Here is a 20770-nt window from a genome sequence, read left to right as displayed (position 1 = left end):
TGCGCAAGGAACGCGGTATTGGGCGGAATGAGCAGCCCGCATTATCACTGTCGCCAGATGGACGAAGAGTTCATCACACACCTTCAAACCAAACACAAAACACGCAGGAGAAACAAACATCATGAATACGAACAACAACCTCAAACTGGCAGGCAAAACAGCACTCGTCACCGGCGCTTCCCGTGGCATCGGCGCGGCCATTGCTCATCGTCTTGCCTCCGAAGGTGCCGCCGTGGCCATCACCTACAGCTCCTCTCCTGAAAAGGCCGAGGAAGTCGTCCAGTCCATCAAATCGGCGGGCGGCAAGGCTTTCGCCATCAAGGCAGATGCCACCGATGCCGAGGCCACCGTCCAGGCCGTCGCTCAAACCGTCAAAACCTTCGGCGGCATCGACATCCTGGTAAACAATGCAGGCTACCTCTCCGTCGCACCGCTTGAGCAGTTTACCCTGGCCGACTTCGACCGTTCCGTCGCCATCAATGTCCGCTCCGTCTTCGTTGCTGCGCAGGAAGCCGCAAAGCACATGAAGGAAGGCGGCCGTATCATCAATATCGGCAGCACCAATGCCGACCGCATGCCCTTCGCTGGCGGCGGTGTCTATGCCATGAGCAAGTCCGCGCTCGTAGGCCTCGTCAAAGGCCTTGCCCGTGACCTCGGCCCCCGCGGCATCACCATCAACAACGTCCAGCCCGGCCCTGTGGACACCGACATGAATCCCGCCAGCGGCCCCTTTGCTGAAACCCTCAAAGGCCTCATGGCCCTGCCACGCTACGGCCACATCGATGAGATCGCCGCCATGGTCTCCTACCTCGCCAGCCCAGAAGCCGGCTTCGTCACAGGCTCCAGCCTCACCATTGACGGTGGCTTCGCCGCCTAAGTGCCAGTCCTTCACCGCGAACTCTGAGGTCATGCATCATGAAAGCTGCCTATCTCACCCGCCAGGCCCGCGCTGAAGCTTTGATCCTCGGCACTCTGGCCAATCCCTCTCCGAAGGCCGGAGAGGTGCTGGTCAAAGTTCACGCCACCGCCATCACCCCGAGCGAGCTCGACTGGTATCCCACTTTCCACCTCGCATCCGGAGCCGCGCGTCCGTTTCCCATCGTTCTCGGTCACGAGTTCTCCGGCGTCATCGCATCCCTCGGCGCAGACGTCGCGGGCTTTCAGGTCGGAGACGCCGTCTTTGGCCTCAATGACTGGTTCACCAATGGTGCCCAGGCCGAATACGTCGTCGCACCCGCGACCATGCTCGCACACAAGCCCGCATCCCTCGACCACGCTCACGCCTCCGCAGTCCCCATCTCCGCCCTCACCGCCTGGCAGGCCCTCTTTGAAAAAGCCACCCTCCAGCGTGGCGACCGCGTTCTCATTCACGGTGCCGCCGGAGGTGTTGGCCTGTTTGCTGTGCAACTGGCCAGGCATCACGGCGCGCATGTCACCGTCACCGCCTCCGCTGCCAGCCAGCCCTTCCTCCAGTCGCTCGGCGCTCATGAGATCATCGACTATCGCAGCACCCGCTTTGAAAACGTCATCAGCCATGTCGATGTTGTCTTCGACACCGTCGGCGGAGAAACCCTTGCCCGTTCCTGGGGCGTGCTGAGGCCCGGCGGCCGTCTCGTCACCATCGCCTCTTCCAGCTCAGCCTCCATCGAGCCACGCGTGCACGGGGCCTTCATGCTCGTCCGTTCAGATGGCGCACAGCTCGCGGAAATCGGCAGACGGTTGGACGTTGGAGAGCTGCATGCGTACATAGCCGGCACTTATCCTCTGGAGCACGTGCGTCGCGCATGGCGACCATGCTTCCTCCGGCACCGGGCATGGCAAGTCCGTGCTGCAGATTATTCAGCCAGGTATCGCCTCCTGACGCCGCCTCATTTTGCTTCCGGTTTCAGCCGTCCCTCATCGATCTCGATGTACTCAAACATCGTCTGCACCGTCCCTGCCGGCAGCCCGATCTCCTCCAGCCGTTCATTCAGCCGCTGCGTTCCCGCATCGCGCCAGCCGCGTTTCGTCATGAATCCATTCCACACCTCGATTTCCTGTTCCGTCGACTGTCTTCCGTTCGCATACGCCCACGCCAGCATTTCTTCATCACTGCCACCCTTCAGCGTTTCAGCTTCCAGCGTCGCATAGTCGACCTTCAAAAACTCGCAGCAGCGCCAGTCAAAGCTCCCTTTTGCATTGCCACGCATTGGCTGCCAGCCTTCCGGCAGCGTGCCCGCCGCGTTCAGCCGGATCTTGTCCAGCATCCGGCCGAAATACACCAGCCCCTTCACCTGATCGTACGGGCTGCGGAGTCCAGGAATGAGAGTAGGGTAGGGGAGTGCCATGGGCGAAGCTATGCACGGCCCGGCCATCTCTTCAAGAAAGCCCCCTTTGCAAACCGCCCTTTTTTAAATATATCGCACCCCATGAAAAGTCAGAAGATCAACAACCGCGCCCCCCGCCCCTTCAAGACCAAGGCGGACCGCTGGTCCGGCGGCCAAAATTTCATCCCTTTCTCAGGCCCCAAGCCCGCTGCCAAACCTCTCGCGGCAAAACCCGCGGAGAAAAAGTCAGACGGAAAGTGAGATGACATCCGCCACAGGCGGCAGGCCCGCATCATCCATTCCATGAGCACCCCTTCCGCCATCTCTTCGCTGCTGGCCCGCACACGCACCAGCACCGGCGAATCGCTCGCGGAGCTCTCTGAAAAAACGCCAGTCCTCCTCGTGCTCCTCCGCCATGAAGGCTGCACCTTCTGCCGCAATGCCATGTCAGACATCGCACGCCTGCGCCGCCAGATCGAAGCCTCTGGCACGCGCATCGTCCTCGGCCACATGAGCACCCCCGAAGGTTTCGCCACCTTTGCCGCACGCTACGGTCTGGCAGATGTTCCCGCCGTGGAAGATCCTCAATGCGCCCTCTACAAAGGCCTCGGCCTCAAACGCGGCCGCCTCATGCAGCTCATCGGCCTTCGCGTTCTCACAGCTTGGATCAAATCCACCTTGGCAGGCCATTTCCCCGGCAAAATCAAAGGAGATCCCCTCCAGCTTCCCGGCGCCTTTCTCCTGCATCATGGCAGGGCGGTCAAAAAACACACCTACCGCGACGCTTCGGACCGCCCCGACTACATCGCCCTCGCTACCCCGCAGCAGGCCGCGTAAGCTGTGCGGATCAGCCCCTTCAACCTTCCGCAGGTGCTCAGCGCTGCCATGCCCGCAGCACTCCGCTGCTGCCTCTCAGTATTCCGCCATCGGCCCTCGCCATACTCACCAGGAGTGGAATCATCCTGATCCCTCACGCTTCCGCCACACCCATCTCATGCCGCGTCTCCTTCTCATCTTCCTCGCCCTCGCTCTGAGCGCCTTCGCTCAAAGCACTTCTTCGCCGCGCACCGTCATCATCTTCGGCGATTCCATCACCGCCGGCGGCGCCCTGCCACAGTCTCAAAAAGACCAGCTCTGGCTCACCCAGGTTCAGCGCCAGTTCTCCGCCGCCCTCACCTTGGTCAATGAAGGCAAAGGCGGCCGCCCCACAAACTCGCTCACCGAGTTCGATGCCATGCTCACACGCCATCCCCACGCGGACGCCCTCGCCATCGCCCTTGGCATGAACGACTCCCGCGACATCACCCCGCAGTGCGTCCCCAAAGCCGTCGCCAATCTCCGCGCCATGATCGCCAAAGCTCGCACCGCCTACGGCCCCAGTCTCCCCGTTCTCCTCATCGGCCCCTCCAACATCAACAAAGCCGCCCTCGGCCCCACCAAGCCCATCGCCAACGAACGCGAGACAAAACTCCGCGAACTCAACATTGCCTTCAAAAACCTCGCCACCGAGACCCGCTGCCAGTTCGTCACGCTCTTCGGCATCGTGCCCGCCCCATCTCTCCTCAAAGACGGTGTCCACCCCGATGCCTCAGGAAACACCGCCATCGCCAAAGTCCTCGCCCCAAAGTTAAAGGCGCTCCGTTAGGCCAAATCAAAATCAGAACTTCGGTAAAATTTTTCCGCCCTGTTTCTGCACAGCTTGGCCCCTCTTCGGCTCATTTTCCTAGGCCCCCTCATCGCACCATCATCCACAGCGTGCTCGCCCCATGCCCCGCCGGGAAATCCACCGGCACACCGAGGCTCATATACTCCGCAGCACGCCGCTTGATCTTCGCGCACCACCGCGCCCGCCGCTCCATCGAGTTCGGGTCCAGCTTCGTGCAGTTCGTCGAAAGCAGGATCGCACACTTCGGTGCCGCCACTTCCAGCGCCGCATTCACGAGATCTTCAAAGTGATCCTCCACCTGCCAGCGCCGCCCGCTCTTGCTGCGGGAAAAAGTCGGCGGATCCAGAATGATCGCATCAAACTTCTCCCCCTTGGCCGCCAGCTGCGCCAGTAGCTCCATCGTGTCATCCGCAATGAAGCTATGCTTGCTCTCAGCAATCCCATTCAGCTTCAAATTCTCCCTGCCACGATCCAGCGACTTGCGCGAGAGATCCACGCTCACCGTCTCCGCCCCCGCCAGCGCCGCCACCACTGAAAAGCTGCACGTATACGCAAACGTATTCAGCACCCGCTTCGGCTTCAGCGCCTGCAGCTTCGCGCGATTCAGCCGCTGATCCAAAAACAGCCCATGACTGTAGCTCGCGCCAATGTCCAGCCCATAGCGAATCCCCGCCTCCGTCACCACCGTCGTCAGCGGCAGCGCCGCATCCCCGCTGTGGAGCACCGGGCAGATGCGGTCCGCATTCTTGATCGGCATAAACCGGTGAAATACCCGCACCGGCCGCCACTCCGCCTTCGCACACCACGCATCCAGTCCCGCTCCCATTTCATCACGCGCCGCGTCATGCTTGTACGAGATGATCACATCATCCCCCAGCCTCTCCACCCATCCCCCCGGCCCCGAGGCCAGCCGATACGCCGTCGTGCCCGCAGCTTCGATCACCTTGCATTGCGCAGGTGTCATCCAGATCAAAGAAGCAGCAGCAGTCGCAGGTCGGAAAGAAGGATTCACAGTCCAATGTCTTGCCGCAGGTTGTGCAGGCATTCAATGAAGGTTGCGTCTGGCCGTGCAAATTCGCTTTCGCCCCAGCCACTCATGGCGAACTTTGGTTCCAATATGTGCAACATCTACCGCACCACGGACGGCAAGGTCTGGAAAGCCAGCCAAAAGGTGGATTTGTCCCGTGCTGACGGTTCCAAAGTGGAAGGTGTCTGGGGCGGCTCCGCCAAACAAGAGAAGCTCGACTGGTGGCTCAAGAAGCCCGGCCACGAACTCACCCAGACGGCGGAAGTCGCCGCCGTGGGCGTGAAGGACAACAAAACCGAAGACGTCGCCTGGGGAGACGCTCCTGAAGGAGCACACCTTTTGTTCGTGCTCGAAGCTCCGGTGGTCGGCAAAAATGGCGCACCTTATCGCATCGCCAAAATGGTGACACGAGAGGCCACCGAAGGAGAAGCCTCTTATTTCCAGGAGCCACGCTGCTCTCTTTTCGGCACGATGACTGCGGACCGTGGCATCCGCAGGTTATCTCCGCTGCCCGCACCTCCGCCCAAGCCATCTGCGCAGAGCGAGCTGTTCTGATCAGTCATCCATCACAGCCGCCTCACCGCGCGAAAGCTCTTCGCATACAGACCAGTCCCATCCAGGATCGACTTCCCCTGTGTGTCCCCCATCGTCGGCCCATCCGCCGATTTCCGGCTCGAGATAAACCGATGATGCCCTCCCGCATCGAGACCCAGATACGTGCCCACATGATCAATCGCCGCCCCGTCATTTTCTGAAGCGTCAAAAAACACCAAATCCCCCGGCAGCATCAAATCAAACGCCGTGATCTGCTTCCCCTCATTCGGCACGATCACCACACCCGTGCCACATTCCGCCAGTTGCACCGCACGCCGCGGCAGCTCTCCTGCCTTTTGCGAATCCCCCGCCACCAGCGTAAACACCGCATCCTTGTTCGGCGCACACACCCGATACCCAAACAGCAGCCGCGTAAACCCCGAGCAGTCCACGCAGCGAAATTGATCCGCCTCCGGTGCGTCCGCCTGCCCACCTGCACTCACCGTGATGCCCAGGTAATCATTAAAATCCGAACCCTCCGCCCGGCTCCCCGAAGCCGTCGGCGGCCCATACGAGGCATCCCCCGCGATCTGCGTTTCACCCACCTTCACCGCCGGTGCATCACGCAGATACTGCATGCCCATCGCGAGGATGTCCGGCGCCTTCACGTGGTTCGCCTTCAGCGCCTCCATCAGCCACTCCTGCGGTACCCTCTCGCCATCAAATGCCTTCGGCATAGTCCTCACCCACACCTCATGCGCCACAGGATCAGTGGCCGTGCTTTCCGCAAAGCTCCGCTTCGGCCCCAGCAGTGTCACCGTCTGGCAGTCTTTCGTAAACGTCGCCAGCCACTGCCCCGTGCTGCTCTTCACCTCCACCCGTGCAGGATTGCTCTGTGCCTGAAACGTAAACTGCGCCTGCAACGTGGCCGCGCTGAGACAAAGCAAGGCCGCCAAAACGACCCAAGGGCGTGAAGGTAGAATCATGGTTGGGACCACAAGCCTAAAAAGACGCGCCCCATCCGGCAAGTCCCCTGTTTTGGCGAGGCACACTCTCACCTCATCCTTTCGGCGGCCACTCCACACCCGCCAGTTCCTTCGGCAGTTGCGTCGGATCCGTCGGATAAATCAGCGTCATATCCGGCTTGTTCACCGCGCCCGGCAGCAGTTCCACCTCCTCCGGTGCGCCAATGATCAGCCACAGCACCTCCTCGGCCGTGTCGTTAAAAACCTGCCGCAGTTGCCCCGGCCCCACCAGCACTCCGCCATGCTTCGGCACCGTCAGTGTCTCCTCACCCACACGCAGTTTCCCCGTGCCTTCCAGCACAAAGTAAAACTCCTCCGCCCGGATGTGCTTGTGCAGCGTGTTCGCGCTCATCGGCGGCATGCGCCACAGCCTTGCGCCCATGTTCTCGCTGCCCGTTCGCTCCAGAAAATCCGCATTCGGAATCTTCATCAGGTTGGAAAGCCGCCACGTCAGATCCTCTGGCTTGATGAGGTGATACCCTTCGATCGTTTTCATGAATGCTCCTTCAAATGTGCCGCCTCACGTTTCCGCAGCTGCCCGCACGCCGCATCAATATCCGGCCCCCGCGCCCTTCTCAGATGCGCCACCGTCCCATGCGCACGCAGCTCCATCAAAAACGCCTCCGTCTTCTCCAGGCTGCTCGGCGCATACGTCCGACCGCGCAGGCTCAATCCCGTCGCATTATACCGCAGCAGATTCACATGCATTCGCCGTCCCTCCAGCAGCCGCGAAAGATCCCGCGCCTGCGCCAGCGAATCATTCACTCCCTCCAGCAGGCAATACTGAATCGTCGTGATCCGCCCGCTGCTCGCCTGATACCGGTCCACCGCCGCCAGCACATCCTCCACATCAAATCGTTTGCCCATTGGCAGCAGATCCGCCCGCGTCGCATCATCTGGCGCATGCAGTGAGAGCGCCAGATGCACCCCCAGGTTTGCCTCCCTCAGTTCATCAATGCCCGGCACGATCCCCACCGTCGAAATCGTGATCTGCCTCCACCCAAACGCCCCCAGTTTCGGATCCGCAATCCGCCTCACCGCCGCCAGCACATTCTTCAGGTTCAGCATCGGCTCGCCCATCCCCATGAAGACAATCGTCCTCAGCGTCCGCCCCGCATCCCGCGCTTCACGCCGCAGTTGGATGAACTGCTCCACAATCTCCCCCGAAGTCAGGTTCCTCTCAAATCCCGTCTGCGTCGTCGCACAAAAATCACACCCCATCGCGCATCCCACCTGGCTGGAAATGCACCCCGCCGCCCGCTCCGCATGATAGTCCGGCATCAGCACCGACTCCACCGTGCGTCCATCCTGCATCCGCAGCAGCAGCTTCGTCGTGCCATCCTCAGACACCTGCCGCATCGCCAGGCTCGCCGCGCTTGGAAACTCATGCTGCAGTCTCTCCGTGAGTTCCGCAGGCAGCAGCATCCCCGGCCGTGATTCGCGCTCATGCACACCCAGCAGATTGCGCAGCACCCGCGGCGCATGCGCACCTTTGAAGCCCTCCACCTCCATCCATGTCGCCAGCTCCTCCACGGAGAGGTCAGGCAGCGAACGCGGGGCAGGGGAAAGTGGCGGCATACAGCGCCTACAGTCATAAAGTTGTCCAGTTGCGCCGCAACTGGAGTTCTATCGCCCGCACCTGTCTCTCAGCGTCAGGTCTTCAGCCACCTCACACACCTTCGCCGCCACATCTCTCTTGGCTGAAAACTCCACCCGAGTTCTGCGTTTCACCCCTCATGCCATCACCCCTCCGTTTTGCCGCTCTCTGCCTCGCTTTCACACTCCGCTCTCTGCCATCCCTGGCGCAGGCCACGGATGCGGATTTCAAATCAGAGCTCTTCCAGAGCCTGAAACCCATTTATTCCGACACCTTCGACAGCGGACCGTTGAACACCGAGTTCTGGGAAGTCCGTCAAAACACCACCTGGGCCGTCAAAGACGGCGTCCTCACCGGCACCCCTTCATCCAAGGAGTTCCAGGACAAAAAGAAAGCCAGCACCGATCCCTCCCACGCCGGCCTGAAGCCCGTCATCTGGCTCAAAAAAGTCCCGGAAAATTTCGTCTGCTCCATGCGGGTGCGATACGATGCCACAACCTACCAGAAAGGCTTCCCCATCTTCGACCTCGGCCATCACATTCACACCCTCACCTTCAGCGAAAAAGCCACCACCCTGGTCATCAAAAAGAATGTCGAGTCCCTCCCCGTCGGTCAGCCCCTCTTCACCCTCAATCAGTGGCACGACGTCGTCATCGAGCTCAAAAAAGGCACCCTCATCCTCAAAATCGATGGCACAAAGCACCTCTTCGAGAGCAAAAACATCGACATGACCGGCCAGGCTCAGATCGACTTCAAAGCCGTCGATGGCGGCTCCTGCCAGATCGACTCCATCCACGTCTGGGAAGGCCAATAGACCAGTTCTCAAAAAGATTGTCATATTGAACCGGCGAGCGCAGCAGACCCAGTGGCAAGGCGGGAGCGCCGCCTGCTATTTGAAAATAACAGGCAAGCGACCAACGCAGCCAATGGGGCCGCTCCGCCGTCCGGGCAATGTGACAAGATTTTTGAGAGTTGGTCTAGTTCACGGCTGCTGTCTGAAGACATCCCCTGCCATAGAAGGTTTGGGTTGAGCATAATTCACTCCGCCGTCCTGGCAATGGGCTGCCTCGCGACCGGCCCCATGCCTCATGGGACTCATGGCATAATGCCTTCACGCTCGAAAATCGACTCCACAAACAATCCCGGATCGTTTTGAGTTTCCCTGATCGTTCCGTGCATTCCGTCCGGTCTGCTTTCACACAGCATCGCCCTGCTCCCGATGCCTTTTTCCAGTGTATAATAGCGCGTTGACGGCGCGGTTTCGAAGTGGACCTTGGCTTCGTCATCCTTGAAAAGAATGCCTGCGTAATAGGCTCCGGGTGATACTGACTCCGGCATGGTGATCACATGGACCGAGTAGCCACCCCGGCGGTGCGTCGAGATGTTCAGGTCGCCAAATAGTTTCATGTCGGCCATCAGCCGCTCCTCGCTTTCAGGTGTCTCATCTGTTTCACCTCGACCACAGCGATGAAGAGTTTTGGACCGAAAATGCAGGAGATTGAAGGACAGGCGCGGGGTTTCAAGTTCACGGATCAGTTCCGGATGATTGGTAAATGCCGCCTCAGGCAGCACCGTAAACTGAAGTGTATGGAGCAACTGGTCTGCCAGCGAGAGCGGCTTCGGATTCGTCAGCCCTTCGAGAAACGCTTCAAATTCTTCATCCGATACTTCGGTTGGGTTATTCGTGTTCATCGCGTTTGGATCTTGCCTGCAATCCACTGGGGTAGGCAAGTCGAAACCGCCCGCCGATCCGGCTCATTCAAGGTGCAACAAATCCATTCCGTCCAGCGCAGCGCACGCCGGAGGACGGGTGGGGCCCTGCTGCGTCAGGGCCGAAATTTTGGGTCTGCAGTGTCGCAGGCACATCAAAAAGTGCGCCGTCCATGCAAGGTTGAAAGGCATAAAAATCGCGTGCTTGCTGCCCCGCGGATTCCTCACGACCAGAGCCCGCCTGACGGGCAAAACAAAGCAGCCTTGCTCCTGCGGAACAAGGCTGCTCAGTCTCAATTCAAAAACTTGCCAGCTAGTTCCCCCCGCGCAGCGTACCCGCCGCTTTCGGCACCGTCATCTGAGGGGTGTTTCCAGACCCGCCTTCGTTCCGGTTGTAGCCGCCGCCCAGCGCCTTGTACGCTTTCACAAAAGCACTCAGCTGCTCTTGCTTCAGCTCCACCAGGTCCATCTTGGACTCCAGCGCGTCACGTTGCGTGAACAGCACCTCGGTATACTCGGCACGCGCATTGAAAAAGAGCTGGCCTGCGATCGTGATGGAATCAGACAGCGCCGCCACCTGCTGGCTCTTCAGGTTGTAGCTCTGGCCGTAGTTTCGGATCTGTGCCAGCTGATTCACAGTCTCGATGTAGGCTTTCAGCACCGTTTGCTGGTACGTGTAGATCGCCGCGATCTGGCGCGCACTCGCACCTTGGAAGTTCGCCTTGATCGCGCTTCGGTTGATCAGCGGTGCCATCAGATTGGCCGCCGCGCTGTAAGCCAGGGACGCCGGCATCGTGAACGACGACTGCAGGGAGAAAGACTGCAGGCCCAGCGCTCCGGCAATGCTCAGGGAAGGGTAGAACTGCGCCGCCGCAGCCTTCACATCCAGCCCTGACGCCGCCAGTTCCAGCTCCGCACGTCGCACGTCCGGACGGTTCCTCAGCAGCTCCACCGGCAGCCCGGTGTTCACGTTTGTCAGCATCAGCTTGTCGAATCCGTCCGACTTCCGCTTCACACGTTGCGGATATCGTCCTGCCAGGTAGTTCAGCCTGTTTTCAGCCACCACGATCTGCTGCTGGATCTTGAAGAGCCGGCTCTGGTTCTTGAGCACTTCAGCTTCAAAGCGTCGCACGGCCAGTTCGGTCACACGCGCGTTCGCCTTCTGCAGCTTCACAGCTTCGAGCGCGCTCTTCTGGTTCTCGATCATCGCTTTCAGAATGGACAGCTGGTTGTCAAAGGCTATCAGCTCATAGTACGTCTGGGCGATCTCCGCCACGATCGAGGTGACCATGAAATTCCGTCCTTCTTGCGTGCCCAGGTAGCGCAGGATCGCCGCGTCACGCTCGTTTCTCAGCTTCCTCCAGATGTCCAGCTCCCAGTCAAAGTTGGCTCCCAGCGTGTAGTTCGGCGTGTTCGTTGGAATCTTCTGTCCGGCCGCGATCTCATTGGCAATGTTGTCCTCCGCAGCTCCCGCCGCCGTATGCCGTCCGATCTTGTCCAGCCCGGCGCTTGTCCCTGCCGTCACGAATGGCAGGTAGGCGCCCTTGGTCCTCGTCACATCAGCCTGTGCCGCCTTGATCTCCTGGATCAGGATGTTCAGCTCCATGTTGTTGCTCAGCGCGGTGCTGATCAGCGAGGTCAGGTTCGGATCCTTGAAGTACTCCTTCCAGCCGATCATCGCGGAACTCCTCTTTCCAGACGCATCCGGAAAGTTGGCTGGCAATGGCGGGTCGCTGGAGGGCAGGGGACCGCGTCGGAGCACCGACGAGCACCCCTGCACCAGAACGCACATGCAGGCCAGATTAAATGCTAGGAACTTGCGATTCACTTTTTTCATGATCATGCTTACCGTATTCTCCGAGTTCGCTCAACGGCATATCGTCCTCGTCAGGCAGGAGTTTCCCACGTGCTGCGAGCGTGCCGAAGATGTAATAGAGTCCGGGAATAACGAGGAGGCCGATGATCGTTCCCAGCAGCATGCCGCCGGCGGCGGATGCACCGATGGTCTTGTTCGCGATGGCGCCTGCTCCAGAGGCCCTCAGCAGCGGAATCATCCCTGCCACGAAGGCGAAAGAGGTCATCAAAATCGGGCGGAAGCGCACCTTCGCACCTTCGATCGCGGCTTCCAGAATGGTCAGGCCTTCATGGTGCCGCTGCTGCGCAAATTCCACGATCAGAATCGCGTTCTTGCCCAGCAGGCCCACGAGCATGATCAGACCCACCTGCGCATAGATGTCATTGCTCAGCTCCATGCCCTTCAGCAGCACGAAGGAGCCCATCACCCCGATCGGCAGGGACAGAATCACCGCCAGCGGCAGCGTGAAGCTTTCATACTGGCCCACCAGCACCAGATACACAAACAGCAGCACCACCACGAAGATCACGATCGCCTCGTTGCCTCGAGCGGCTTCGTCAAATGACAGGCCCGCCCACGCGATGTCGTAGCCGGGTGGCAGTGACTTCGCCACGTCCTTGATTGCGGCGATGGCTTCGCCGCTGCTGAATCCATCCGCCGGCGCGCCCTGAATGCTCGGGGCAGGGTAGGCGTTGTATCGCGTGATTTCGTTCAGGCCCAGGCGCGGCTTCAGCGTCATGAAAGCGGAGTATGGCACCATCTCGCCCTTGTCGTTGGCCACATACAGGTCCTGCAGATCCTTCGGCAGCTTGCGGTAGTCCGGGTGCGCCTGGATGTAGAGCTTCCAGAACCGGTTGAACAGAATGAAGCCCTGCTCATACGTGCTTCCCACCATGATGTCCAGGTTGTCCATCGCCTTGCCGATCGAGACGCCTTTCTGCATCGCGATCTTGTTGTCGATCACGACTTCCAGCTGCGGATAGTTCGCACTGAAGAAGGTGAACAGGCCGCGTACTTCCTTTCGCTTCGCCAGTTTCTCCATGAACTGGTTGTTCACCTCCTGCAGGCGGTCGTAGTCGCCAGAGTTGGTTTTGTCCAGAAGACTCAGGGCAAAGCCACCCGCAGCACCGTAGCCAGGCACCGCCGGCGGTTCGAAGAACTCGATGCGCACGCCTGAGATCTTGGAGCACTTCTCTTTGAGCTCCGCGATGATCTCCGGCGCCGTGAGTTTTCGTTCTTCCCAGTTCTTGAGGTTGATCAAGCAGGTGCCGGAGTTCGATCCGCGACCCTCCGTCAGCACTTCATAGCCCGCCAGCGTGGACACCGAGTCAATGCCATCGATTTCCTTCGCCACTTTCATCATCTCACGTGACTTCGCATAGGTTCGCTCCAGCGTCGTGCCCGGCGGTGTCTGCAGAATCGCGTAGATCATGCCCTGGTCTTCCGTCGGAATGAATCCGGACGGCAGCGTGAGGTTGATGAAGTAGATGCCCGCCATCGCTCCTCCCAGCACCAGGAAGGTCAGTAGCCGCCGGTGCACGATGTGCCTCAGCAGCCCCACGTACACATCCGTGACCTTGTCGAACCAGTAGTTGAAGATCCCCAGCAGCCACGCGATCGGCCCTCTCGCCTTGTGATGATGATCCGTTTTCTTCAAAATCATTGCGCACAGCACCGGCGTCAGCGTCAGCGCCATCACGCCCGAAAGAATGATCGCCACCGCCATCGTGATCGAGAACTGCCGGTAGAAAACCCCCACCGGGCCGGACATGAACGTCACCGGCACAAACACCGCCGTCATCACCAGCGTGATCGCGATAACCGCACCCGCAATTTCGTGCAGCACCATCTGGGTCGCCCGATACGGCGAAATGTCCGTGCCATGCATCTTCGCATGCACCGCCTCCACCACCACGATCGGGTCGTCCACCACAATGCCGATCGCCAGCACCAGCGCGAAGAGCGTGATCAGGTTGATGTTCACATCCAGCATCTGCATCAGGAAGAACGCACCCACCAGGGACACCGGCACCGCCAGCGTCGGAATCAGCGTGGATCGCCAGTCTCCCAGGAAGACGAACACCACCAGCGCCACCAGCACGAAGGCTTCCACCAGCGTGTGCAGCACTTGATGAATCGAGGCATCCAGGAAGCTGGACACGTCATAGCTGATCTTATAGTCCATTCCCGGCGGAAACGTTTTCTTCGCTTCCTCCAGTTTGCCCTTCAGCTCTTTGATCACCTCCGCCGCGTTGCTTCCGTAGCTTTGCTTGATCACGATCGCCGCCGCAGGGTCGCCGTCCAGGTCAGAGTACAAGTCGTAGAATTCGCTTCCCAGCTCCACTTCCGCCACATCCTTCAGCTTCAGCAGCTCCCCATTCTCCGTGGAGCGCAGGATCACGTTCTCATACTGCTCCGCCGTGTTGAATCGTCCCACATACGTCAGCACGTATTCCAGCGACTGGGAGGTCTTGCTGTCCGCTCGCCCTATTCGTCCCGGAGATCCGATCATGCTTTGCTCTCGTAGCGCCGTCATCACCATCTCGCTTGAGACGTTGTAGGCACGCATGCGGTCCGGCTTCAGCCACACGCGCATCGCATACTGGCGCGTTCCCAGAATCTTCACGTAGCCGACCCCGCGTGTGCGGAACAGCTCAGGAAACAGCGAGATGTACGCGTAGTTGAACAGGAACTTCATGTCCGCGTTCTTGTCCTTGCTGTACAAGTTCACGTACATCAGCATGTTCGGCGCTAGGTTCCACACGATGATGCCCTCTCGAACCACCAGCGGTGGTAATCGGAATGACACCGCGTTCACACGGTTCAGCACGTTCACCGTCGCCTGGTTGGGGTCGGTCCCCATGTGGAAGAAGATCTGGATCACCGCCTCGCCGGAGCTCGCCGCGCTGGACACCATGTACTTCATGTTCTGCACCCCGTTGATGGACTGCTCCAGCGGAATGAGGCAGGACTCTTCCAGCACCTTCGCGCTCGCACCCGGGTAGTCCAGCGTCACCGTCACCAGCACCGGTGCCACGTTCGGGAACTGCGAAATCGGCAGCGTTAATATGGAAAGCCCTCCCAGGAAGAGGATGATCAGCGAAATAACAATGGCCAGTGCTGGCCTTTTCAGGATCTTCGTAAACATGGTAGAGGTATTTTATTCCGCCTTGATCTTCAAATTCTTGAAGGCTTCCGCCGCTCCGACTGTCTTGTAGTCGCTTGCCTTGTCGCCGTCTCGTGCCTGCCGCACGCCTTCAAAAATGATCCTGTCGCTCGTCTTTACCCCTGAACTGACGATGAACAGATCCTCCACTTCCTCCACCACGTGGATTCTCTCCTGCTTGATGATCTCATCCTTGCCCACCACAAACACGTAGTGGTGGTCCAAAATTTCAAACGTCGCCTTCTGCGGCACCAGGATCGCCCCTTTCACCATTTTCTGCATCCGGATGTTGCCCGTCTCGCCATGCCGCAGCAGGCGGTCCGGATTCGGGAAATCCGCGCGGAACGGGATCGTTCCGGTCTGGTTGTTAAACTCCGCCTCGATCACGTTCAGTCTTCCCGACTGGTTGAAGACCTTGCCGTTCGCCATCACCAGATCGACTTTCTTTCTTTCATCCGGCTGCGGCTGGGTCATGTAGTCCAGGTACTCCGCCTCCGGAACGTTGAAGTACACCCACATCTCGCTGTTGTCCGAAAGCGTCGTCAGCAGGTCCCCTTCGTCCACCAGGCTGCCGTTCCGCAGGCGCAGCCGGTCCATCAGTCCCGGAAACGGTGCGTTGATGTTGGTAAATCCCAGGTGCGCTTGCGCCAGGTTCACCTCCGCCATCTTCGCGTCATACTTGGCCTTCGCCATCGCCAGCTCTTTGTCAGACACCACTTTGTTTTCGGTCAGGCGCTTGGTGTTTTCAAATTCCACCTTTGCCACCTGGGCTTCTGCTTCAGCACTCTTCAGCTCCGCCTGGTACACCAGCGGCATGATCTTGAACATCGGATCGCCTTCTTTCACGATCTGCCCTTCTTTGACAAACACGCCTTCCAGGTAGCCTCTCTCCAGCGCCCGCACTTCAATGTTACGGCAGGAACGGATTTGGCAGACATATTCGCGTGACACGAGCGTATCTTGCTGGATCGGATTTGTCAGCACCAGCTGCGGCTTCTCCTCTTCTTCCTCGTGTTCCGCTTCCTTGTGGTGGCAGCCGCTGAGGATCAGGCTGGCCATCAGGCCGACTAACATGAGGGATTTGCGGGGTGAGATATGCAGGGATTCCATTCTTGGTGCATACGAAGCCATACACCACCGTCTATTCATATAACCTCTTCAGGGGGTTTTTACACCCATCCCCGGCACCACTGCCATTCACCCGCAGAAAGGCCCGCCGCCACAAGGCCATACAAAATCACCCGGTTTCCTCCCGCCACCTTGCCACGCCACCCGCCCAAATCTACCTGCGCCAAGTTTCTTCATTGGTATTCAATGTATTCAAAATCAAAGAATTAAGTTTTGGTGCTCCTTGGCTCAAACACCACCCCCGCAGTTCCTCCGCCGCTCACATCATCCTGAGCACTTTCCTCCCTTCGCACCCCTCCATACCCCCTCCGTCATCACGATCTTGGGGGACTCCGGTATCCCCCGTTCATTCTGCTGATACTGCGTCACCAGCAGATCCACCGCCGCCGCACCCAGCACCGCAGCCTGTTGGTCGATGCCCGCCACCTCCGCCATGTCCGCCCGCCACCCCAGCGTCACATGCTCCGGCCTTCGCCTCGCAGGCAGCTCCGCCAGCCACTCCTTCACCACGTGCCCGCCATCGATCACCACCTCCGGCTTCACCTTCCGCACCCATTCCAAAAAGTCTCCCCGCTCCGGCACCTTCCTCAGCGCCAGCAGCTCCCCCGGCTCCGCCAGCGGATGATGCGCCACAAAGCTCGCCGACCACGCCCGAAACATTCGCTCATTGATCGTGTTCCCGCAGTAAAACCCAATCCTCTTGCACCCCTGTTTCTTCAGCATTCGCAGAGCCGTCATCATCCCCAGATAGTGATGATGGTGCACCCGGTGCAGCTGCGGCCTCGCATACCCCAGCCCGATCACCACGCTGCAAAATTTCTCCCATGCCATGCTCACATGCCCGCGGCTGCGCGAAACCAGCGGCGAAAGAATGAACCCAGGAATCCCCCGCGCCTCCAAAATCTCCGAAAGCCGCCTCCCCGTCATCCCCCGCGCAGATAAATAAAACTCCTCCAGCCGGAACCCCAGCCTCGCCGCCTGCCTCTGCGCCCCCAGAGCCAGCTGCTGCGACCACGAAGACCTCTCAATCTCCCCCGCACTCCGCTCCGCCCACACAAACCCCAGCGTCCGCGGCTCGCTCACCCCCCGCGCCCTCCGCATGTGCGTCATCAGCTTCGCGATCTCCGGGTCCGGCCTGTACCCCATTTCCTCCGCCATCCTCACAATCTTCTCCCTTAGCTCCGCCTCCACATGCTTCCCCCCACGCAACGCCCGCGACACCGTCATCTTGGAAACCCCAAGCCTCGCCGCAATATCATTCAAAGAAAGCCGCCCCATGCCCCCACTCTACACGCCCTCCTCCTCCCCCAAATCAGAAATCATAAATCGTAAATCATAAATTCCCCGCCACACGTATCCCTCCGCTCTCACCCCACTCCCCATGCCCACCGCCAAAGCCTACGCCGCCTCCAGCCCCACCTCCGCCCTCTCCCACCTCAGCATCCCCCGCCGCGAGCCCACCGACCGAGACGTCGAACTCGACATCCTCTACTGCGGTGTCTGCCACTCCGATCTCCATCAGGCACGCAACGAGTGGAGCGCGATGCCCACCGTCTATCCCTGCGTCCCCGGCCACGAAATCGTCGGCCGCATCACCAAGGTCGGCTCCGCCGTGAAAAAGCACAAAGTCGGCGACATCGTCGGCGTCGGCTGCCTCGTCGGCTCCGACCAGTCCTGCCCGCAGTGCGCCGCCGATCTCGAGCAGTTCTGCCCTCACGCCACCTTCACCTACAATTCCCCTGACAAGCACGGCACCGCCCCCGTCACCTACGGCGGCTACTCCTCCTCCATCGTCGTCGATGAGCACTTCGCCCTCACCGTCCCCGCCAACCTCAGCCTCCCCGGTGTCGCCCCGCTCCTCTGCGCCGGCATCACCACCTACTCCCCCATGCGCCGCTGGGGCGACCTCAAGGGCAAAAAAGTCGGCGTTGTCGGCCTAGGCGGCCTTGGCCACATGGGCGTAAAATTCGCCCACGCCTTCGGAGCCCACACCGTCGTCATCTCCACCTCCCCCAAAAAGAAAGACGCCGCCCTCGCCCTCGGTGCCGATGAAGTCATCATCTCCAGCGACGCCAACGAGATGCAGCGCCACGCCTTCAGCTTCGACTTCATCCTCGACACCGTCTCCGCCGACCACGACATCAACAGCTACCTCAACCTCCTCAAAATCGACGGCACCCTCACCCTCGTCGGTGCCCCCGACAAACCTCTCCCCGTCTCCGCCTTCGGCCTCCTCTTCGGTCGCAAGCGCCTCGCCGGCTCCCTCATCGGCGGCATCGCCGAAACCCAGGAAATGCTCGAATTCTGCGGCACCCACAACATCACCTCCGACGTCGAAATCATCCCCATCCAAAAAATCAACGAAGCCTACGACCGCCTCCTCAAGAGCGACGTCAAATACCGCTTCTCCATCGACATGGCCTCCCTCAAATCCGAGTAAAAAGCCAGTCCCCCAATCCCCCCTCCTCAACGCGGTGCGTCCTCCCGGACCCACCGCGTTTTTTTGGAGTACGACAGACACTCATGTCTGTCGATCAGCGCTCCCTTCACTCCCAAAACCATCTGCGCCACCCCACCACCACCTCTCCCCACAAGGTCCCCACCTCAAAAATCAAAAATCGATTGCTCATCAATCGTCAATCCCTCAGCCCTCACCACAGACTCCCTCACCAATTCATCCTCTGCTCCCTCTGCCTCTCCGCTCCTCTGCGGCAAAATCGGATGTCCCTTCCACTGCGAAACGCCTGCGCCGGCCAATTTCCAATTCTCAGTTTTCAGTTCCCAGTTTTCAGTAAATCCCCAGCGCTCTCCCTTTTCGGCCAATTCAAAATCATTCCTCCGTCATTTTTTGCGTCCCTTCTTGCGTCTCTTTGCGGCCATTCATCTCTGATCTTTTCCCCTCTTTCCCCTTTTTCGGCCAACCTCCCCCAAATCATCAATACCCCGCCTGTTACCGTAACAAACACTCCACGATTGCTTTCCCCCCTCGCCGTCGTTTAAAACCTTCCCCACCCATGAAATCCGCCCTCCTCGCCACCCTCCTCACCCTCACCGCCGCCAGCGCCCAGCCGCTCTGGCTCGAAGCCGAATCCTTCTCCTCCCCCGGCGGCTGGGTCCTCGACACTCAGTTCATCGACATCATGGGCTCCCCCTACCTCATGGCCCACGGCATGGGCAAGCCCGTCAAAGACGCCACCACAGACGTCGACCTCCCCGCCGGAACCTACACCCTCTGGGCCCGCACCAAAAACTGGGTCGCCCCCTTCAATGCCACCGGCACCCCCGGCCGCTTCCAGATCACCGTCAACGGCACCACCCTCGACCACGAATTCGGCACCACCGGCAAAGACTGGCAGTGGGAAAAATCCGCCCCCATCAAAATCACCGGCAAGACCACCACCCTCGCCCTCCACGACCTCACCGGCTTCGATGGCCGCATCGACGCCCTCATCCTCGCCAAAGACGGCGAAGACTTCACTCCTCCCACCGACCTCGCCGCTACCAATAAACTCCGCCGCCAGCTCCTCGGCCTCCCAGAGAAAGCCCCCGAATCCCCCGAGTTCGACCTCGTCGTCATCGGCGGCGGCTACTCCGGCATGGGCGCCGCCATCTCCGGCGCACGCCAGGGCCTCAAGGTCGCCTTCATCCAAAACCGCCCCGTCCTCGGTGGCAATGGCTCCAGCGAAATCCAGGTCTGGGCCATGGGCGGCACTCGCCGCGGCCTCTATCCCCACCTCGGCGAGATCGTCGAGGAGTTCGCCGACCGCGCCAGCAACAGCCCCGCCGCCAATCCCCAGGAGTTCAATGACAAGCTCAAAGAAGACACCGTCAAAGCCGAGAAAACCATCCAGCTCTTCCTCAACACCCACGTCTACGGCGTCGAAATGACCGCCGACAAAAAGAACATCCGCTCCGTCATCGGCCTCGACACCAAATCCGGCAAAGAAACCCGCTTCCTTGGCAAGCTCTTCGTCGACTGCACCGGCCACGGCAGCGTCGGCGCCCTCGCCGGAGCCGAGTTCATGATGGAAGAAAAAGGCCGCATGGGCATGAGCAACATGTGGGTCATGCAAAATTTGAAGCACCCCGTCACCTGGCCCGCCACCCCCTGGGCCCTCCCCCTCACGCTCGATGACTTCCCCGAGCCCAAGCCCATGGCCCCCGTCGGCAAAAAGAACGCCGAAAACATGAAAGGCTACGACCTCGGCTACACCCCCACACCCGCCCCTGAAGACTACGTCCACGGCGAGTGGTTCTGGGAAAGCGGCTTCGACAAGCACCCCCTCAACGACCTCGAACTCATCCGCGACCACAACTTCCGCGCCGTTTACGGCGCCGTCTCCGCCCTCAAAACCCTCAAGGCCGACAAATACGCCGACTTCGACCTCACCTGGCTCGCCTACATCGGCGGCCCCCGCGAATCCCGCCGCATCGTTGGAGACATGATCCTCAATGGCGAAGACATGGTCAAAGGCATCATCCATCCCGACGGCTGCGTCCCCACCACCTGGGACCAGGACCTCCACTATCCCAAAGAGCAGTACGCCAAAAACTTCCCCGACAATCCCTTCATCTCCCGCGCCGAATTCGGCAAGCACACCGACCGCAAAAACGGCTACCCCGTCCCCTACCGCTGCTTCTACAGCAAGGACATCGGCAATCTCTTCATGGCCGGCCGCACCATCTCCGTCGAGCGCCACGCCCTCGGCTCCACCCGCGTCATGCGCACCTGCGGCATGATGGGAGAGGTCGTCGG

Annotated in this window: 18 protein-coding genes and 1 pseudogene; 9 read left to right on the top strand and 10 right to left on the bottom strand. The window is 60.0% G+C overall.

All coding sequences use genetic code 11. The annotated features are described in order from the left end of the window. Positions 1–121 precede the first annotated feature (121 nt). A complete protein-coding gene (locus tag ACILSQ_RS21875; RefSeq protein WP_395745794.1) occupies positions 122–877 on the top strand; it encodes a 3-oxoacyl-ACP reductase family protein in 756 nt (251 codons plus the stop codon). Positions 878–915: 38 nt separating this feature from the next. Further along, positions 916–1731, top strand: a pseudogene (locus ACILSQ_RS21870) (NADP-dependent oxidoreductase); the annotation flags it as partial. 137 nt (positions 1732–1868) lie between these two features. Here the strand turns inward: ACILSQ_RS21870 and ACILSQ_RS21865 are convergent. Then, complete coding sequence (locus ACILSQ_RS21865; RefSeq protein ID WP_395745793.1) at positions 1869–2327, bottom strand: DUF5069 domain-containing protein; 459 nt, start codon at positions 2325–2327, stop codon at positions 1869–1871. 81 nt (positions 2328–2408) lie between these two features. Between ACILSQ_RS21865 and ACILSQ_RS21860 the strand changes: the two genes are divergently transcribed. The 3 genes from ACILSQ_RS21860 (at position 2409) to ACILSQ_RS21850 (ending at position 3951) form a co-directional block, all read left to right on the top strand. Beyond that, positions 2409–2567: a hypothetical protein gene (locus tag ACILSQ_RS21860; RefSeq protein WP_395745792.1), complete on the top strand. Its 159-nt coding sequence runs from the start codon at positions 2409–2411 to the stop codon at positions 2565–2567. Positions 2568–2609: 42 nt separating this feature from the next. Further along, positions 2610–3143, top strand: coding sequence for a SelL-related redox protein (locus ACILSQ_RS21855; RefSeq protein ID WP_395745791.1), 534 nt, complete (start codon positions 2610–2612; stop codon positions 3141–3143). Positions 3144–3300: 157 nt separating this feature from the next. Then, positions 3301–3951 (top strand): SGNH/GDSL hydrolase family protein, encoded by a 651-nt coding sequence (locus ACILSQ_RS21850; protein ID WP_395745790.1) that lies wholly within the window; start codon positions 3301–3303, stop codon positions 3949–3951. A gap of 88 nt (positions 3952–4039) precedes the next feature. Here ACILSQ_RS21850 and ACILSQ_RS21845 read toward each other — a convergent pair whose 3' ends face one another. Further along, positions 4040–4936, bottom strand: coding sequence for a class I SAM-dependent methyltransferase (locus ACILSQ_RS21845; protein WP_395745789.1), 897 nt, complete (start codon positions 4934–4936; stop codon positions 4040–4042). Positions 4937–5089: 153 nt separating this feature from the next. On the opposite strand from ACILSQ_RS21845, the gene ACILSQ_RS21840 reads away from it, so the two are divergent. Next, entirely contained in the window at positions 5090–5554 is a 465-nt protein-coding gene (locus ACILSQ_RS21840; RefSeq protein ID WP_395745788.1) for a hypothetical protein, read from the top strand. An 11-nt stretch (positions 5555–5565) separates the two neighbouring features. Here the strand turns inward: ACILSQ_RS21840 and ACILSQ_RS21835 are convergent, their stop codons facing one another. The 3 genes from ACILSQ_RS21835 to rlmN all read right to left on the bottom strand — a co-directional run bounded on the left by ACILSQ_RS21835 (position 5566) and on the right by rlmN (position 8136). Continuing rightward, positions 5566–6519 (bottom strand): hypothetical protein, encoded by a 954-nt coding sequence (locus ACILSQ_RS21835; RefSeq protein ID WP_395745787.1) that lies wholly within the window; start codon positions 6517–6519, stop codon positions 5566–5568. A gap of 73 nt (positions 6520–6592) precedes the next feature. After that, on the bottom strand, positions 6593–7054 hold the full coding sequence (locus ACILSQ_RS21830; protein ID WP_395745786.1) for a cupin domain-containing protein: 462 nt from the start codon (positions 7052–7054) through the stop codon (positions 6593–6595). Then, on the bottom strand, positions 7051–8136 hold the full coding sequence (gene rlmN, locus ACILSQ_RS21825) for a 23S rRNA (adenine(2503)-C(2))-methyltransferase RlmN (protein WP_395745785.1): 1086 nt from the start codon (positions 8134–8136) through the stop codon (positions 7051–7053). Before rlmN ends, ACILSQ_RS21830 begins: the two co-directional genes overlap by 4 nt. 158 nt (positions 8137–8294) lie before the next feature. Here rlmN and ACILSQ_RS21820 point away from each other — a divergent pair, with 158 nt between their 5' ends. Next, on the top strand, positions 8295–8969 hold the full coding sequence (locus tag ACILSQ_RS21820) for a hypothetical protein (protein ID WP_395745784.1): 675 nt from the start codon (positions 8295–8297) through the stop codon (positions 8967–8969). A gap of 281 nt (positions 8970–9250) precedes the next feature. On the opposite strand, the gene ACILSQ_RS21815 is transcribed toward ACILSQ_RS21820, so the two are convergent. From ACILSQ_RS21815 to ACILSQ_RS21795, 5 genes are all read right to left on the bottom strand, one after another. Continuing rightward, entirely contained in the window at positions 9251–9847 is a 597-nt protein-coding gene (locus ACILSQ_RS21815) for a hypothetical protein (RefSeq protein WP_395745783.1), read from the bottom strand. Positions 9848–10178: 331 nt separating this feature from the next. Then, a complete protein-coding gene (locus ACILSQ_RS21810; RefSeq protein ID WP_395745782.1) occupies positions 10179–11543 on the bottom strand; it encodes a TolC family protein in 1365 nt (454 codons plus the stop codon). A 124-nt stretch (positions 11544–11667) separates the two neighbouring features. Next, the gene (locus ACILSQ_RS21805) at positions 11668–14868 is read right to left on the bottom strand and encodes an efflux RND transporter permease subunit (protein ID WP_395745781.1); all 3201 of its coding nucleotides are present in this window, start codon (positions 14866–14868) and stop codon (positions 11668–11670) included. A gap of 12 nt (positions 14869–14880) precedes the next feature. Further along, positions 14881–15996: an efflux RND transporter periplasmic adaptor subunit gene (locus ACILSQ_RS21800; protein WP_395745780.1), complete on the bottom strand. Its 1116-nt coding sequence runs from the start codon at positions 15994–15996 to the stop codon at positions 14881–14883. Between the two features lie 282 nt (positions 15997–16278). Then, positions 16279–17292, bottom strand: coding sequence for a LacI family DNA-binding transcriptional regulator (locus ACILSQ_RS21795; RefSeq protein ID WP_395745779.1), 1014 nt, complete (start codon positions 17290–17292; stop codon positions 16279–16281). 103 nt (positions 17293–17395) lie between these two features. Here ACILSQ_RS21795 and ACILSQ_RS21790 point away from each other — a divergent pair, with 103 nt between their 5' ends. Next, positions 17396–18454, top strand: a complete 1059-nt coding sequence (locus ACILSQ_RS21790) for an NAD(P)-dependent alcohol dehydrogenase (RefSeq protein WP_395745778.1) — start codon at positions 17396–17398, stop codon at positions 18452–18454. A 574-nt stretch (positions 18455–19028) separates the two neighbouring features. Further along, positions 19029–20770 (top strand): FAD-dependent oxidoreductase (locus ACILSQ_RS21785; protein ID WP_395745777.1); only part of this gene is annotated, 1742 nt, incomplete at its 3' end.

It is taken from the genome of Prosthecobacter sp. (genome assembly GCF_044227185.1).
In the GTDB taxonomy this organism is placed as follows: domain Bacteria; phylum Verrucomicrobiota; class Verrucomicrobiia; order Verrucomicrobiales; family Verrucomicrobiaceae; genus Prosthecobacter.
Note: the sequence above shows the minus strand (reverse complement) of the source record. Positions and strands in the feature narration are given on the sequence as shown.